We start from the raw sequence: 13,817 nt of genomic DNA, 5'->3' as shown, positions 1-13,817 counted from the left end.
GTCACCTGTGCTGGTTAGGTTAGAACGTTACACAATCATGACCGTATTGAGGAATTACAATGAAAGTGCTGCTGGTAGAAGATGAATTGAAGCTTGGCGAGTATATAAAAAAAGGCTTAACCGAAGCTGGGTTTATCGTGGATCATCAGCTAACAGGATTAGATGGCTATCATGCATTGATGACGGAAGAATTTAGCGTGATATTGATGGATGTGATGCTGCCTGACGTTAGTGGCTTTGAGCTGGTGCGTAATTACCGAGCGGCAGGCAAGCATACGCCTGTGCTATTTCTAACCGCAAAAGATGATTTAAGTGACAATATAAAAGGGATTGAGATTGGTGGCGATGATTATTTGACCAAACCTTTTGCATTTGCAGAATTGATAGTTAGAATAAAAAGCTTATTGCGACGTGCCAATCAAGCCGATTATCAAAGTACAATTATGCAGATATCAGACCTCAAAATGGATATTGCAAAGCGTACTGTGCATAGAGGAGATAAGCCTATTAAGCTCACGGCGAAAGAGTTTTCCTTACTACAATTTCTGTTAGAGCGCCGAGGTGAAGTCCTACCACGCTCCGTCATCGCCTCTCAAGTGTGGGATATGAACTTTGAAAATGATACCAATGTGATTGATGTGGCGATAAGGCGTCTTCGCATAAAAATAGATGATGAGCATGAGGCAAAGCTGATTCATACTGTGCGTGGTATGGGGTACCGATTGGAGGCTGTCGATACAGTGCTTGATAATAATCCGTCTCACGAAGCTGGCAATATCTAATATGAAACACAGGTTGGACAATCGGCGCTTGCCACTATTATGGCGTACTGTGTTGTTGCTCACGATATTTGTTGTTATATCGCAGGTTATTATTTATATATGGATACAACGTTCTGTTAAAGGCCATTTTGAGCAAATGGACGCTGAGATTATGACCCATGCGGCTTTTAACCTACGTAAACGAGTGATAGAACCTAGTAGCCCTATAACTTCCCAAACCCTACATACCTCTCAAAATCTATTGAATAATCAACAGTCGCTAAGAGCGGCACCTGACGTAATGCCTGATGGAAATACTTCTACCGCAGCGATATCAGATGAAGCTGATCATCAGCATTCTTCTTGGCTAGATTACGATCTAAAAACCATTATCGCTAATAAAGAAGGGCAGATACTGTCTAGTACCCCCAATAACTTTGCTCAAGAGCTAGGAGAGGGGTTTAATCTGTCATCACTGAAACAAGATAATGATAAGCAACAGTTTGTGATGAATATCAATAGCCGATACTATCGAGCAATGGTCATTGAAGACGACAAAATGCTCGCGCTTATCGCATTGCCTATAGATGTGCATCATCAGTATTTATTACAGTTCAATCGTCAGCTTAGTATGATTTTGTTCGCGATTACCTTGTTGCTCATATCAGTAGCGGCATTGGGTGTGTACTGGGGTTTTGCCCCTTTGGCGACCATCGTCCAAAAAATGAAAAGAATGAATCCTGACAGATTGGACGACAGAGTCACGGTCAGCGATATGCCGTTAGAGCTGCGACCACTAGCAGAATCTTACAACTCAATGATGGCCAAGCTTGAAAGTAATTTTGAATCATTGTCACGGTTTTCAGACAATATCGCCCATGAGCTGCGCACTCCAATAGCGACACTCAGCACGCAAACGCAAGTCATGTTAAACAAACCGAGAGCTAGTGATGAATACATTGAGCAGCTACACCATCAGCATGACACCTTAGAGCAGCTATCGGCCATGATAAATAATATGCTGCTGCTGGCAAAAACCCAAAAAGGATTGAGTGACTCGCAAATCAGTCACGTGGATACGGAAAGTTTAATCACCAAGCTCGTTGATTACTACGAAATGATTGCAGAAGACCGAGGTATCGCTATTGAAACCAAAGGTGATTTCAGCGCTGTCTTAGGGGATAAAAGTTTATTACAAAGGCTCTTTGCTAACCTGATATCAAATGCGATTTATTATGCTGCTCAAGATAGCGTTATAACCATTAGGGCAGATAGAATGAACTCAGATAAGATAGTGGGCACAACGATAACCAGTTTTCAGCAATCAAAACAAGATATTCTACGAATGACCATCACCAACCAATTAGATGAGCCGTTGACACAAAGTGAGGCAGATAAGTTGTTTGAGCGCTTCTATCGACATCACAAAACAGTAGATCGCCATACAGGAACAGGTTTGGGTCTATCCATCGTACAGTCTATCGTTGGGGCGCATAACGGTAACGTCATTATTACTATAAAAGACGATGATTACTTTCAAGTGAGTGTCGAGTTATTGGCGGACGTTTAATCTTTTAGTAGGGCGTGTCCTCATTTAGATGACTATCGATTGAATTGAGGACACGCCCTAGTCAACGATAGATATTCAATCTGAATAGATAAATTTGATAGATGGTTGCCTTGAAAACGAGCTGGTAATGACCAAGTAAATGTATGTCTAGTGCCCAATATAAAGCTAGAGATTATTAAAAGGCAATAGGTAGAAGAGTAAGTCGATAACGAACATAATACTTAAAACACAATCATAAAAATCAATTAGGGAATGACTATGCATATCACGGCTAATTTTGATGCAGGCAACATTGACATTATTAATACAGATGACAAAAAAGACATTCAATTAGCGATTCGTCCAGATGTTGGTGGTGAGTTTTTTCAGTGGTTTAACTTTCGTCTGTCAGGTCAAATAGGGGAGCAGTATGTTCTCAATATTATGAATGCAGGAGGGGCCTCTTATCTGGAAGGTTGGGAGAACTACCAAGCGGTGGCTTCTTATGATCGTCAGCATTGGTTCCGTCTGCCAACGTCTTACAAAGATGGCAAATTGACCATCGTGGCAGAGTTAGAATGCGAAACCATTCAAATTGCTTATTTTGCGCCTTATAGCTATGAGCGTCATCAAGATTTATTGGCCGCTGTGCAAGTGCATCCGCTAGTGACGTTAGAGCATCTAGGCGAAACGCTTGATAAACGTGACTTGACCCTAGTTAAAATAGGTGACGGTGCTGCTCACAAGCGCAATATATGGATTACTGCTCGTCAGCATCCAGGTGAGACGATGGCTGAATGGCTCATTGAGGGTTTGTTGTATAGCTTGTTAGATAGCGATAATGCGACTGGCAAACAGTTATTGGACAAGGCAAACTTTTATATTGTCCCTAATATGAACCCTGATGGCAGTGTACGTGGACACCTGCGTACTAACGCTGTCGGAACCAATTTAAACCGTGAATGGCAAAGCCCAAGCTTAGACAAAAGCCCTGAAGTATTTCATGTGATTAATAAAATGGAAGCGACCGGCGTGGATCTATTTTACGATGTGCATGGCGATGAAGCATTGCCGTATGTATTCCTCGCTGGGTCACAAGGGACGCCAAGCTACAGTGACCGTCTTGCTGGACTACGTGATAAGTTTTCAGACGTATTGAAGTTAGCCAGTGCTGATTTTCAGTCTGAGATTGGCTATGAGATCGATGCACGAGGTGCTGCCAATATGACCGTTGCCACCAATTGGGTAGCAGAGCGTTTTGATTGCCTCGCCAATACGTTAGAGATGCCATTTAAAGACAATGATAATCTACCCGATGAAGAGATGGGTTGGTCACCCGAGCGTTCTATCAAATTAGGCGAAGCATCACTGGTAGCAATGCTAGCTGTCGTGGATGATTTAAGATAACGATAAAAAAAGCTGCAGAAAATAAAAAGCTGCTAATGATGGCCGAGTGTCTTAGTGGTCATCGTTAGCAGCTTTTTTTATTTTCATCTTCACATTTGCGGTGTAATGGACAAAATTCATGCTAAAAAGTAGAAGGTAGTCGCTAATGGACAAAATTCATGCTATTTGAGTGACTTTGATAGTAGAAAGTCTTTTATAAACCGTAACTTACGTCCATCATTTAGCCCGTGATGACTATGTAATTGTCGCTTAAGCTCACTGAATAACCCTTCAAGAGAATTGGTGGTATTTGGTATATCTAAGTGGTGGTATTCTTGATAAGTAAACAACCAATCGCTATTGGTTCTAAGACTACGATAAGCACTTCTTAGACGCTTATGCGTATACCACGTTCTACCAGTATCTTCATTGGTGCTACGCTCACTCAGATAGTCTTCATGGGTTAAATACCATTGATCTAAGCATTTTGTGAACGTGGCTTTATCAAGCTTAGTTAAGTCTAAAGTGAGCCGTCTAAGCTCGATACTAGCAATATTTTTAGGGCGACGAGTGAGGTAACGAGTCACTATTTGCACCTGATGAAACTGGCACATCTGGCAAGGGGTGCAAGTAAATAACGTTCTAAGCCCTCGTCTGCCATCGCAGGTGATGCTTTGTATATCAACGCCTAACGACACTAGATGATCAATCCCTTGCTTATAGGCACTATTGGTTTCATGGCTGACTATCGCGTAATAAAGAACGGCTCTAGTCGTATTATCCATAAAAACCATTAGACCAAACTTGCGACCGAAGTAAGTGGTGTCCATGATGATGTTAGCCGTTTTAGGATGTTTTACTTGATACTCAATATTAACTTTATCTAAGCGTCTTTGTATGGTTTTAAGACTACAGTGATACTTATCAGCTAGCTGTTGGTAGGTCTGTTTACCTTGCGTATATTCATTCCATAGGGTTTGGTTATTGAGTCTTATGCCACCTAAAAACTGCCGTTTGTAAGCTAGACATTGATACTGCTGCTTGCCAAGCTTAATCCCGTTCTTCTTGGTGTGTTTTTCACTACAAAAAGGGCAGTTTTTTGATTCATGGCTTTGATTCCTTGCAAATATAGACAGTATATAGCGTTAGACCTTACGCCAGCATGAAAAATGTCCATTACACCACATTTGCTAATAGCAGCCCTGATAAGATCAACACCATGGCCAGCATCTTCCACCACGTCACCACTTCTCCTGTGAGTAGTACTGAGGTCACCATACCGAATACGGGCACCAATAGTGCAAACGGCATAACCTTGGACGCGGTATTTTGACTGAGTAAGTGTGCCCACAGGCCAAAGCCAATTAAGGTTGAGATATAGACGATAAACCCAAGTGAGAGCCAAGACTTGAGTGAAGCTTCAGTAAACGTCGCTAGCTGCCATGCATCAGTCTCAAATGTAAGAGAAGATATCGTCAACATCACGCAAGCAATGAGACCGCCCCAGACTACCAGCGCTAGCGCAGACAGAGCAGAGGCTTTATTTTTTTCAGTGCTGGATGTAGCAACAGATACCCTTGTTCCTTGCTGCATCGCTTTTAGAGCCGTTTGCTCTGATGCTTTTTCTAACACTTTTTCTGAAGCCTGTTTTGATGCTTGCTTGGATGCAATGTTACCAAAGCTCCAACCGATGGCCGCAATCAAAATACAGATGAACCCTGCCAAAGGCATATCACCGCCAAGGTTTAACGCAATCACGCTGAGTCCTAGTACACCAACCAACATACCGACGATTTGCATACGGCTGACTGCTTCGCCCAATATAAAGTACGCTAGCAAAACCGTGATAAAAATCTGAACTTGTAGCAGTAGTGCCGTCAGCCCCGGGGATGAACCCAGATGCATCGCTGTAAAGACAAAGGCGTACTGCATGACAAATGTACCGATGGCATAAATAAACAAAGTACGGTTGAATTTAGGCGGCTTTAGAAACAATACCAGTGGTACAGCAGTAAAGAAAAAACGCAGGGCGGTAAGCATCAATGGTGGAAAGCTCTCAAGACCCCACGCGATAAAGGTAAAATTTACGCCCCAGATAAAGGTAACCAGTACAGCCAATGCAGTATATATAGGGGACATATGAGCTATCCTAGAGAGTTATTATCCGTTGTCGGAAGTGATTAGATTTGATTGTGTTTGGCTTATACTTGGCTGATATTTAGGCTTAGAGTTATAGTCGAAAGGTCACTATATAATAAAACAGTATTAGCATTACAAGTCTCTGATTGTTCAGTCTAACGATTGAGCCAATACCTCGAATATTTTTGAATGACTCATCTGCGCCACATTGAACCGCATAAAGTTCTCAGCATTGTCCGACTGACTAAAAACATTACCCGGCGCCAATACCACACCTTTGGATAAACAGCGATTGGCCAATTCGGTCGCATTATTATTCTCAGGTAATCGGCACCATAGGAACATACCTGATTGTGGGAGCAGCCACGGTACGATGCCTAATTTGGCCAATCGTGGTAGCGTATGAGTACGCGCGCTTGCCAGCCGAGTATGGATATCATTCATATGCTTACGGTAGCCGCTATCAGTCAATGCTGAGAACACAACCGCCGCTGCTAACTGACTGCCACCAAAGCCAGTCGCTATCTTTAAATCTACCAAACTCTCAACCCACTCTGTAGGCGCTGCAATATAACCACAGCGTAGGGATGCTGATAACGTTTTAGAAAAACTGCCGATATAGAATACTCGTGATAACCCATCCAAAGCCGCCAATCTCGCCGCAGGCTTGACTTCAAAATCTGCAAAAATATCGTCTTCGATAATGTACAAATCAGCAGTCTGAGCCAATTGTAATACACGGTATGCCGTAGCAGGTGATAACGTTGCGCCCGTAGGATTATGAATGGCAGCATTGGTGATGTACAGGCGCGGCTTATGCTCATCTAAAATCGCTGCAAAGGCATCTATATCTGGCCCATTTGGCGTATAAGGCACACCAACCACTTTGACTCTATGGGCAAGCAACTGTGCTCGAAAGTTAAAATAACAAGGATCATCGACGATTACCGTGTCACCTGGTGTCAGTAAAAATCGAAAAATCAAATCTATCGCTTGAGTACCTGAATCCGTCAATATCACCTGTGACGGTTCTGCATTGAGACTCAATCCTGCCATACGCCGCGTGAGTAATTGGCGCAATGCTAACAGCCCTAGCGGCGTTGCATACTCACTGATAATAGACGCGTCAGCTTTTGCTACATTTCGCAGACCACGGCGCATACCTGCTTCAAATAGCCAGTCCGCTGGTAACCAACCGCAGCCTGGCTTTAGCGCACCATCGGATGGCTCCAGCGACTGCCGTGATACCCACAATGGATCTACCACTCGATCAATTTTTGGTGCTATATCTGTCAATGATAGCGGCGCTGTCGTCTCTGCCACATAGAACCCTGCACCAGGCCGAGAGTAAATAAAGCCCTCAGTTTGCAGGCGCTCGTAGGCTTCAACCACCGTAGATGGTGAGAACCCATAATCTTTGGCAGCGGCACGGACGGAGGGTAGTCGCGACTCTGGCATGTAAATAACGGTCGCTATTTTCTCTTTTACGTCAGCCATGACAATTTCGATGCGTGTTAACTTTTTATTCATATTTTTTACAGTTTTTAGTAGGTCAGATTCTATGAGGTCTCGTCTCAAAATTATAGATGAGAAACTACATTGATTTGATATTCGAACTGTATGGGTTCTATAGACCAAACAGTTCTGTCTAATTGTACTGTATTGTATATAGATAACCTACTGTGCTTTTGTTTTAATTATTGAACGTAAACGATGTAGAGGTAGATGTGTTTCTATTGTGAAACGCACTTACCTCAGTCAATTCAACGATTATTCTTCAAAAAGCAGCGATATATGACCACTAAAAAATATAATAAATATCTGGCCTTTGCCTTATGTGTGATAACGACCAGCGTCAATATCCAAGGCCCACTTTATGCCGCCTATGCACACAATGATGGCTATGGTGTACTAGCAACTACGATAGCGTTTTCCTTTTATGTATTGGGTGTCATACCTGTATTGTTAGCTTTTGGCGGATTATCTGATCGCATCGGACGGCGCAAGGTGATTTTAATCTCTCTAGCCCTATCGGTAGCAGCGACGGCTCTTATGTTGTTTTATCCATATACGCGCGCGTTAGCAATAGCGCGATTCGTACTTGGTGTGGGAACGGCTCTGATGGCTGCTACGGCGACGGCCTATATGATTGAGCTGCTCGGCTCAACAGATACGATGCGTGCGACAGCGTGGGTGACGGCCAGTACAACGATAGGTTTTGGTCTTGGCCCTGTATTGACGACGGTTTCTTTGATGTTTTATGAAACCAATCAGCCAGCCAGTTTTTTCTTACTGCTAGCGAGCGGGCTGTTCGCTATGTTTTTGTTATATCAATTACCAGAGACAGCACCTAAACGCACTAATTTGCCCACCTCTATGCTACGGCTACCTTATTTTAACCGTGAGGTCATCTGGTATGGCAGCGGTATTTTGATTTGTTGGGCGACGACAGGTTTGGTACTGTCAGTTATTCCCTCAGTACTGGCCACGCATGGACTCGCTAAGTATGCAGGGATATCCTCTATGTTAGCCATCAGTTGTGGATTGATCGTTCAGCCAATCGCCCGAAAACTTGATCCTCAGGTTTCAAGCAAGCTTGGTCTTCTGATTTTACTACCAGCTTATGCTTTATTGGCTTGGGGGACGTTGAATGCCAATCTACCAGTGATTCTTTTGGCGGCATTTTTGGCCAGTACTAGTTGCTATGGTTTTGTCTATTTAGGCGGTATGTTAGGAGTCGCAAAATCTGCTGGAAATGAGCAGGCACGTGCAAGTGCAGGCTATTTTCTGATGGCATATATAGGGCTTAGTGTACCCGTCATCTTTACTGGTTTGGTTGTGGATCGGTATGGGGCTGCTACTGCGTTCTACGCCTTTGGTGTGTTTTCATTAGTTGGTGTGATTGTCTTATTTGCTAGCCAGCCTATATTGAGAACTGGACGTCATTCGAACGCCAATTTGCATAGCGTAACTTAGAATAAGATTGATAATGCAGTTTTCTATTCATTATCTTTTTAATTTTTCATGGTTAGGTTACTTGTCCATTTTATTACGTGAATTGTTTTAGTTCATTTATTATATCTGACAGGCATGAGTGGTTCTTTGATGTCATTCATATAGCTCATGTATCTGAATATCTACTACTGCCCAATCCATTCCTTCAAAATCTAGATTATCTTTATGTTTGGTACTATCGGTAGGTAGAGGAATGGCTTCACCGTCTTCTATCAATCCTTTTAGATGGAGCATAATTGCTTCTTTAGCATTATTAAAGATATCTGCACGTTCATCGCTGGCTGAATAGCAACCCACTATGTCTGGGATAAATATGCCATAAGCTGTTGTTTCATTACTTGGTGTAATTGCTATGGGATACTGCATTTAACATTCCTCATGAATTTTGAACCTAAGTATAACTAGCAACCGCTTAGATAACAGTCTAAATAACCCCTTAAATATAACTCACTTTCAAAATTATATTGAAAGTGTTTTAGGTGATGGCTACTGTTTGAAGCACAACACTTTCATTACAATGGGTGCTATCACGATGGATAAAATAGAACAGGTATCCAAAACTGAAAAATAATTCAAACAATAAGGGCGTTTTATGACTCTGAATACCACTAAAACAATTTTGATCACTGGCAGCACAGATGGCATTGGCAAATTGGCAGCGCTAAAACTGGCAGAAGCTGGGCACCAAGTATATTTACATGGCCGCGATGCTGACAAGCTTGCCAGCGTCATTGCAGAAGTTCAAGCAGTCGCGACAGGCGCAGCAGTAGATAATATTGATGGGTTTGTGGCTGATTTTTCTGATTTAACGGATGTGCTAAAGATGGCAGCAGATGTCAATGAAAAACTGCCAAAGCTTGATGTGCTCATAAATAACGCAGGGATTTATACCACGGCATCAGCAATGACTAAAGACGGTTTGGATGTACGTTTCGTAGTCAATTACCTAGCGCCTTATGAGCTGACCAATGCTTTATTACCTTTGCTAGAGCAGTCTAATCAAGCGCGTATCGTGAACTTAAGCTCAGCTGCGCAAGCGTCAATATCTTATCAAGCATTTGCAGGCCAGACCCGCCTCGATGATAAGGATGCTTATGCCCAAAGTAAGCTAGCACTCACGATATGGAGTATGGCATTAGCAGACACAGTCGCTAGCAACGATATCAATGTCATCGCCGTCAATCCAGGCTCGCTACTGAACACAAAAATGGTCGATGAGGCGTATGGTCAATATTGGTCATCAGCAGACAAGGGCGCAAATATCCTAACGGAGTTGGCCATCTCGGATGAGTTCGCTGATGATACTGGTAAATACTTTGATAACGATATAAAAGATGGCGCACATGGCGATGCAAGAGGGGCGTTTGGTCGACCACATGCTGATGCTTTAAACCAAGCAGCCATTGCAGAGCTTGAGCAGCAGACTCAGACAGTATTGCAGTCAATTTTTGCATAAGATGCATAAAATTTGCATTTAGCAGCATCAATAAATTTCAAACAATTGAACCATTACTAGGGCGTGTCTTCATTTCAAAAATGGTGATAAAAATGAGATAAATTGCAGTCAAACGAGGAAAATAGTGCCGATAATATCGGGATATTAACCAGCGATTTGACGATGTTTGGCAAAATTTAGCTATTTTTAGCCCATTTAGATAACTATCGAGTGAATTGAAGACACGCCCTAACTACATTTTCAAATTTTATTATTAAAAACTTTCTTATTAAAAACAGGACACAATATTATGCAAACTATCAAAGCCATTGGTTATCAAAACAATCTACCTATTGATAATGAACAATCGCTACAAGACATCACCCTTGATAAGCCAATTGCTTCAGGCCGCGATATTCTTGTAGAAGTGAAAGCCATATCAGTCAATCCAGTAGATTATAAAATCCGTGAAGGGCGACCTGCCGCAGAGGGTGAGTATGCTGTTATTGGTTGGGATGCTGCTGGTACTGTGACGTCTGTCGGTGAAGACGTTAGTTTATTCTCAGTAGGCGACAACGTCTATTATGCTGGAGACTTGACCCGTTCAGGCAGCAATGCTGAATATCAGTTGGTCGATGAGCGTATCGTTGGACATATGCCAGCTTCTTTGTCTTTCGCTGAGGCAGCGGCATTACCACTCACAACGATTACAGCTTGGGAGATGTTATTTGATCGTTTGCAAGTGCCTGTCTCTGATAGCATAGCGAATGACAGCGGTAGTAGCGAGAATGCTAATGACGTCTCAGTATTGGTCATTGGCGCAGCGGGCGGCGTTGGATCTATCTTAACGCAGTTGTTAAAGACAAGAACGTCTGCCACGATTATTGGTACGGCTTCAAGAGATGAGAGCGTGCAATGGCTCAAAGACTTGGGTGCTGATCATGTTATCAATCATCGTAACCCATTGTCTAATGAACTACAAAAAACAGGTATTGCTGAAGTAGACTACGTGGTGAGTCTCAATAATACTGAAGATCATTATGAAGAAATCATTAAATGCTTAAAGCCGCAGGGTAAGCTTGGACTGATTGATGATCCAAAATCATTAGATGCCAACCCGCTTAAAACCAAAAGCTTAAGCCTGCATTGGGAATTTATGTTTGCACGCTCAATGTTCAGTACGCCAGACATGATTGAACAGCATCATTTATTAAATGCAGTGGCAAAATTGATTGATGCAGGCGAGATCAAAACCACAGTTGCTCACAATCTTGGGGCTATCACCGCTGAACATCTACGTAGTGCGCACCAAATGCTAGAAAAACAGCAAGCGCATGGCAAGATTGTATTAGAAGGCTGGTCTGCATAACGCCATTTAGATTAATAGGTCCAATGTGACGCTTTTAGCAAACATATTGGACCTATTTAAATCAATGATAATAATAAACATAGGATAAATAGATGAGCACGCAAGCAAACAAACCACTTACCATCGTCGCCACTATCAAAGCCAAACCTGAGCACGTTGAACAAGTTAAAACTGAGCTACTTAAACTGACAGCAGCATCACAAGATGATCAAGGTTGTATCCAATATGACTTGCATCAAGAAAATGCAAATAGTAACGGTTTCGTGGTTTATGAGATTTGGGAAAACAACGAGTGTCTTCAGCAACATGTACAAAGCCCGCATTTCCAAAACTATGTACAAGTAACAGATGGGATGGTCGATGAATTTGTCGTTACTGAAATGACAGTTATCTCATAGGTTTAATCTATATTCTGCTGCTAACAATAAAATGAATGGTTGACAGTCATGACTGATAAGGTTGACTTTTATGCTTCAAAACAGCGTTTATTGATTTAGATATAAATGGCTTTGAATAAAATATTCAAAACCATTTATACGCTATTTACTTGCTATTGATCGATGATTATTCTTGAGCAACTTTCAAAACGATTTTACCGACATGTTTCTTTTCTAAGAAAACCGATTGAGCAATATGTATCTGTTTTAATGGAAAGGTACACGCCACGATTGGATTTATTTTACGTTGTTCGATACAGTTAACGAGGTTTTGGAATACTTCAGGCTGTAGTACGGAACAGCCGTAAAAGGTTAAGTCTTTTAAATAAAGTGTTCTGATGTCTAGCTCCAGTTATTCATCAACCGCTACTATATTAAATACTCACTCCATCATTACCGATCCATTTGGGTCCTATCTCAACTTCAATATCACGTGCAGTAACGGGTTCAGCGCACTTGGAGCATACTGTCACCGGATGCATAATGTGACCACATGCCTTGTGTCTATGCAACAGCGGTGCCCCGCGTTCATCAGTCATGTATTTATCACCCCAACTGACCAATGCCAGTACGATAGAGTGCAAATCTAATCCGCACTCTGTCAGTCTATATTCCTCACGTAGCGGCCGCTGCTGATAGGCGACTTTTCTTAGAACATTATATTCAACCAATTTGCGAAGACGGTCGGACAGGACATGGCGTGTAATGCCTAAGCGTTGCTCAAATACGTCGAATCGTCTGACTCCCAAAAAACAATCACGTAAAATCATGAGCGTCCAACGATCACCAATGACTGCTAAAGTGCGAGCCACCGAGCAAGACTGTTGGTTCAGTTCATCCCAGCGCATAGGTTATCTCCTTTATCTGTAAGATATAGGTTAGCTTGACAGGGTACAAAAATAAAGCTATATTTTTGTTAGTTCTAAAAAGGAACCTATAAGGAAATAGACATGAACAGAGCACCCGTAGCAGTTGTAATCGGCGCAGGCGATGCCACTGGCAGCGCTGTTGCCAGACGTTTTGCGCGAGAAGGTTTTACTTTGTGCGTGACCAGAAGGACTGTTGAGAAGCTAGAGACATTAGTCAGTGATATCGAAGCGGCTGGGGGAGTAGTCAAGCCATTTGGTTGTGATGCGCGTGTAGAACAAGAAATGGTTGAGCTGTTTGCCCATATTGAAAAAGACATTGGGCCGATTGAAGTAGTAGTGTTTAACATCGGGGCAAACGTTCATTTCTCTATCTTAGATACGACAGAAAGGGTCTATCGAAAAGTATGGGAGATGGGTGCTTTGGCGGGGTTTTTGACAGGTAGAGAAGCGGCAAAAGTCATGATTCCACGTGCGAGGGGGACAATTATTTTTACGGGTGCAACAGCGTCTTTACGCGGTAGTAAAGGGTTTTCGGCTTTTGCTAGCGCTAAGTTTGCTCTGCGGGCATTGGCACAAAGCATGGCGCGCGAGTTGGGACCTAAAGGCATCCATGTCGCACATCCTATCATTGACGGTGCCATTGATACTGATTTTATTCGTGACAACTTTCCTGAGCGCTATGAGCTAAAAGACCAAGACGGTATTTTAAATCCAGAACATATCGCTGAGCAGTATTGGCAGCTGCACTGTCAGCCAAGAGATAGCTGGACGCATGAGCTGGATTTACGCCCATGGATGGAAAATTTTTAATCTTATCTGGTTAATAACCGTCAAAATTTTAATGGATTTTTAATATA

13 protein-coding genes are annotated in these 13,817 nt (G+C 42.5%); 8 read left to right on the top strand and 5 right to left on the bottom strand.

Annotated elements, in window-relative coordinates; all coding sequences use genetic code 11:
• Positions 1-59 precede the first annotated feature (59 nt).
• From I3254_RS08855 to I3254_RS08845, 3 genes are all read left to right on the top strand, one after another.
• Complete coding sequence (locus I3254_RS08855) at positions 60-782, top strand: heavy metal response regulator transcription factor (protein ID WP_238052597.1); 723 nt, start codon at positions 60-62, stop codon at positions 780-782.
• 1 nt (position 783) lies between these two features.
• Positions 784-2,331 carry an ATP-binding protein gene (locus tag I3254_RS08850; protein WP_238052596.1) on the top strand — a complete coding sequence of 516 codons (1,548 nt, stop codon included), beginning with the start codon at positions 784-786 and terminating at the stop codon, positions 2,329-2,331.
• Between the two features lie 258 nt (positions 2,332-2,589).
• On the top strand, positions 2,590-3,717 hold the full coding sequence (locus tag I3254_RS08845; RefSeq protein WP_238052595.1) for a M14-type cytosolic carboxypeptidase: 1,128 nt from the start codon (positions 2,590-2,592) through the stop codon (positions 3,715-3,717).
• Positions 3,718-3,878: 161 nt separating this feature from the next.
• Here the strand turns inward: I3254_RS08845 and I3254_RS08840 are convergent, their stop codons facing one another.
• The 3 genes from I3254_RS08840 to I3254_RS08830 all read right to left on the bottom strand — a co-directional run bounded on the left by I3254_RS08840 (position 3,879) and on the right by I3254_RS08830 (position 7,365).
• Positions 3,879-4,526, bottom strand: coding sequence for a hypothetical protein (locus tag I3254_RS08840; RefSeq protein ID WP_238052594.1), 648 nt, complete (start codon positions 4,524-4,526; stop codon positions 3,879-3,881).
• A 346-nt stretch (positions 4,527-4,872) separates the two neighbouring features.
• Positions 4,873-5,835 carry an EamA family transporter gene (locus tag I3254_RS08835; protein WP_238052593.1) on the bottom strand — a complete coding sequence of 321 codons (963 nt, stop codon included), beginning with the start codon at positions 5,833-5,835 and terminating at the stop codon, positions 4,873-4,875.
• A gap of 150 nt (positions 5,836-5,985) precedes the next feature.
• Positions 5,986-7,365, bottom strand: a complete 1,380-nt coding sequence (locus I3254_RS08830; protein WP_238052592.1) for a PLP-dependent aminotransferase family protein — start codon at positions 7,363-7,365, stop codon at positions 5,986-5,988.
• 264 nt (positions 7,366-7,629) lie between these two features.
• Between I3254_RS08830 and I3254_RS08825 the strand changes: the two genes are divergently transcribed.
• A complete protein-coding gene (locus I3254_RS08825) occupies positions 7,630-8,811 on the top strand; it encodes an MFS transporter (RefSeq protein ID WP_238052591.1) in 1,182 nt (393 codons plus the stop codon).
• Positions 8,812-8,943: 132 nt separating this feature from the next.
• On the opposite strand, the gene I3254_RS08820 is transcribed toward I3254_RS08825, so the two are convergent.
• The gene (locus I3254_RS08820) at positions 8,944-9,216 is read right to left on the bottom strand and encodes a type II toxin-antitoxin system HicB family antitoxin (protein ID WP_238052590.1); all 273 of its coding nucleotides are present in this window, start codon (positions 9,214-9,216) and stop codon (positions 8,944-8,946) included.
• A 226-nt stretch (positions 9,217-9,442) separates the two neighbouring features.
• On the opposite strand from I3254_RS08820, the gene I3254_RS08815 reads away from it, so the two are divergent.
• The 3 genes from I3254_RS08815 (at position 9,443) to I3254_RS08805 (ending at position 12,052) form a co-directional block, all read left to right on the top strand.
• Positions 9,443-10,306, top strand: a complete 864-nt coding sequence (locus tag I3254_RS08815; protein ID WP_238052589.1) for an SDR family NAD(P)-dependent oxidoreductase — start codon at positions 9,443-9,445, stop codon at positions 10,304-10,306.
• A gap of 298 nt (positions 10,307-10,604) precedes the next feature.
• A complete protein-coding gene (locus I3254_RS08810; protein WP_238052663.1) occupies positions 10,605-11,654 on the top strand; it encodes a zinc-binding alcohol dehydrogenase family protein in 1,050 nt (349 codons plus the stop codon).
• 92 nt (positions 11,655-11,746) lie between these two features.
• Positions 11,747-12,052, top strand: coding sequence for a putative quinol monooxygenase (locus tag I3254_RS08805; RefSeq protein ID WP_201569072.1), 306 nt, complete (start codon positions 11,747-11,749; stop codon positions 12,050-12,052).
• Between the two features lie 413 nt (positions 12,053-12,465).
• Here I3254_RS08805 and I3254_RS08800 read toward each other — a convergent pair whose 3' ends face one another.
• Entirely contained in the window at positions 12,466-12,939 is a 474-nt protein-coding gene (locus I3254_RS08800) for a helix-turn-helix domain-containing protein (RefSeq protein WP_238052588.1), read from the bottom strand.
• 102 nt (positions 12,940-13,041) lie between these two features.
• Here I3254_RS08800 and I3254_RS08795 point away from each other — a divergent pair, with 102 nt between their 5' ends.
• Positions 13,042-13,770: an SDR family oxidoreductase gene (locus I3254_RS08795; RefSeq protein WP_238052587.1), complete on the top strand. Its 729-nt coding sequence runs from the start codon at positions 13,042-13,044 to the stop codon at positions 13,768-13,770.
• Positions 13,771-13,817: the final 47 nt, after the last annotated feature.

Source organism: Psychrobacter sp. Ps2, assembly GCF_022129405.1.
In the GTDB taxonomy this organism is placed as follows: domain Bacteria; phylum Pseudomonadota; class Gammaproteobacteria; order Pseudomonadales; family Moraxellaceae; genus Psychrobacter.
The sequence above is the reverse complement of the archived record's forward strand: the minus strand, read 5'-3'. Positions and strand labels throughout refer to the sequence as shown.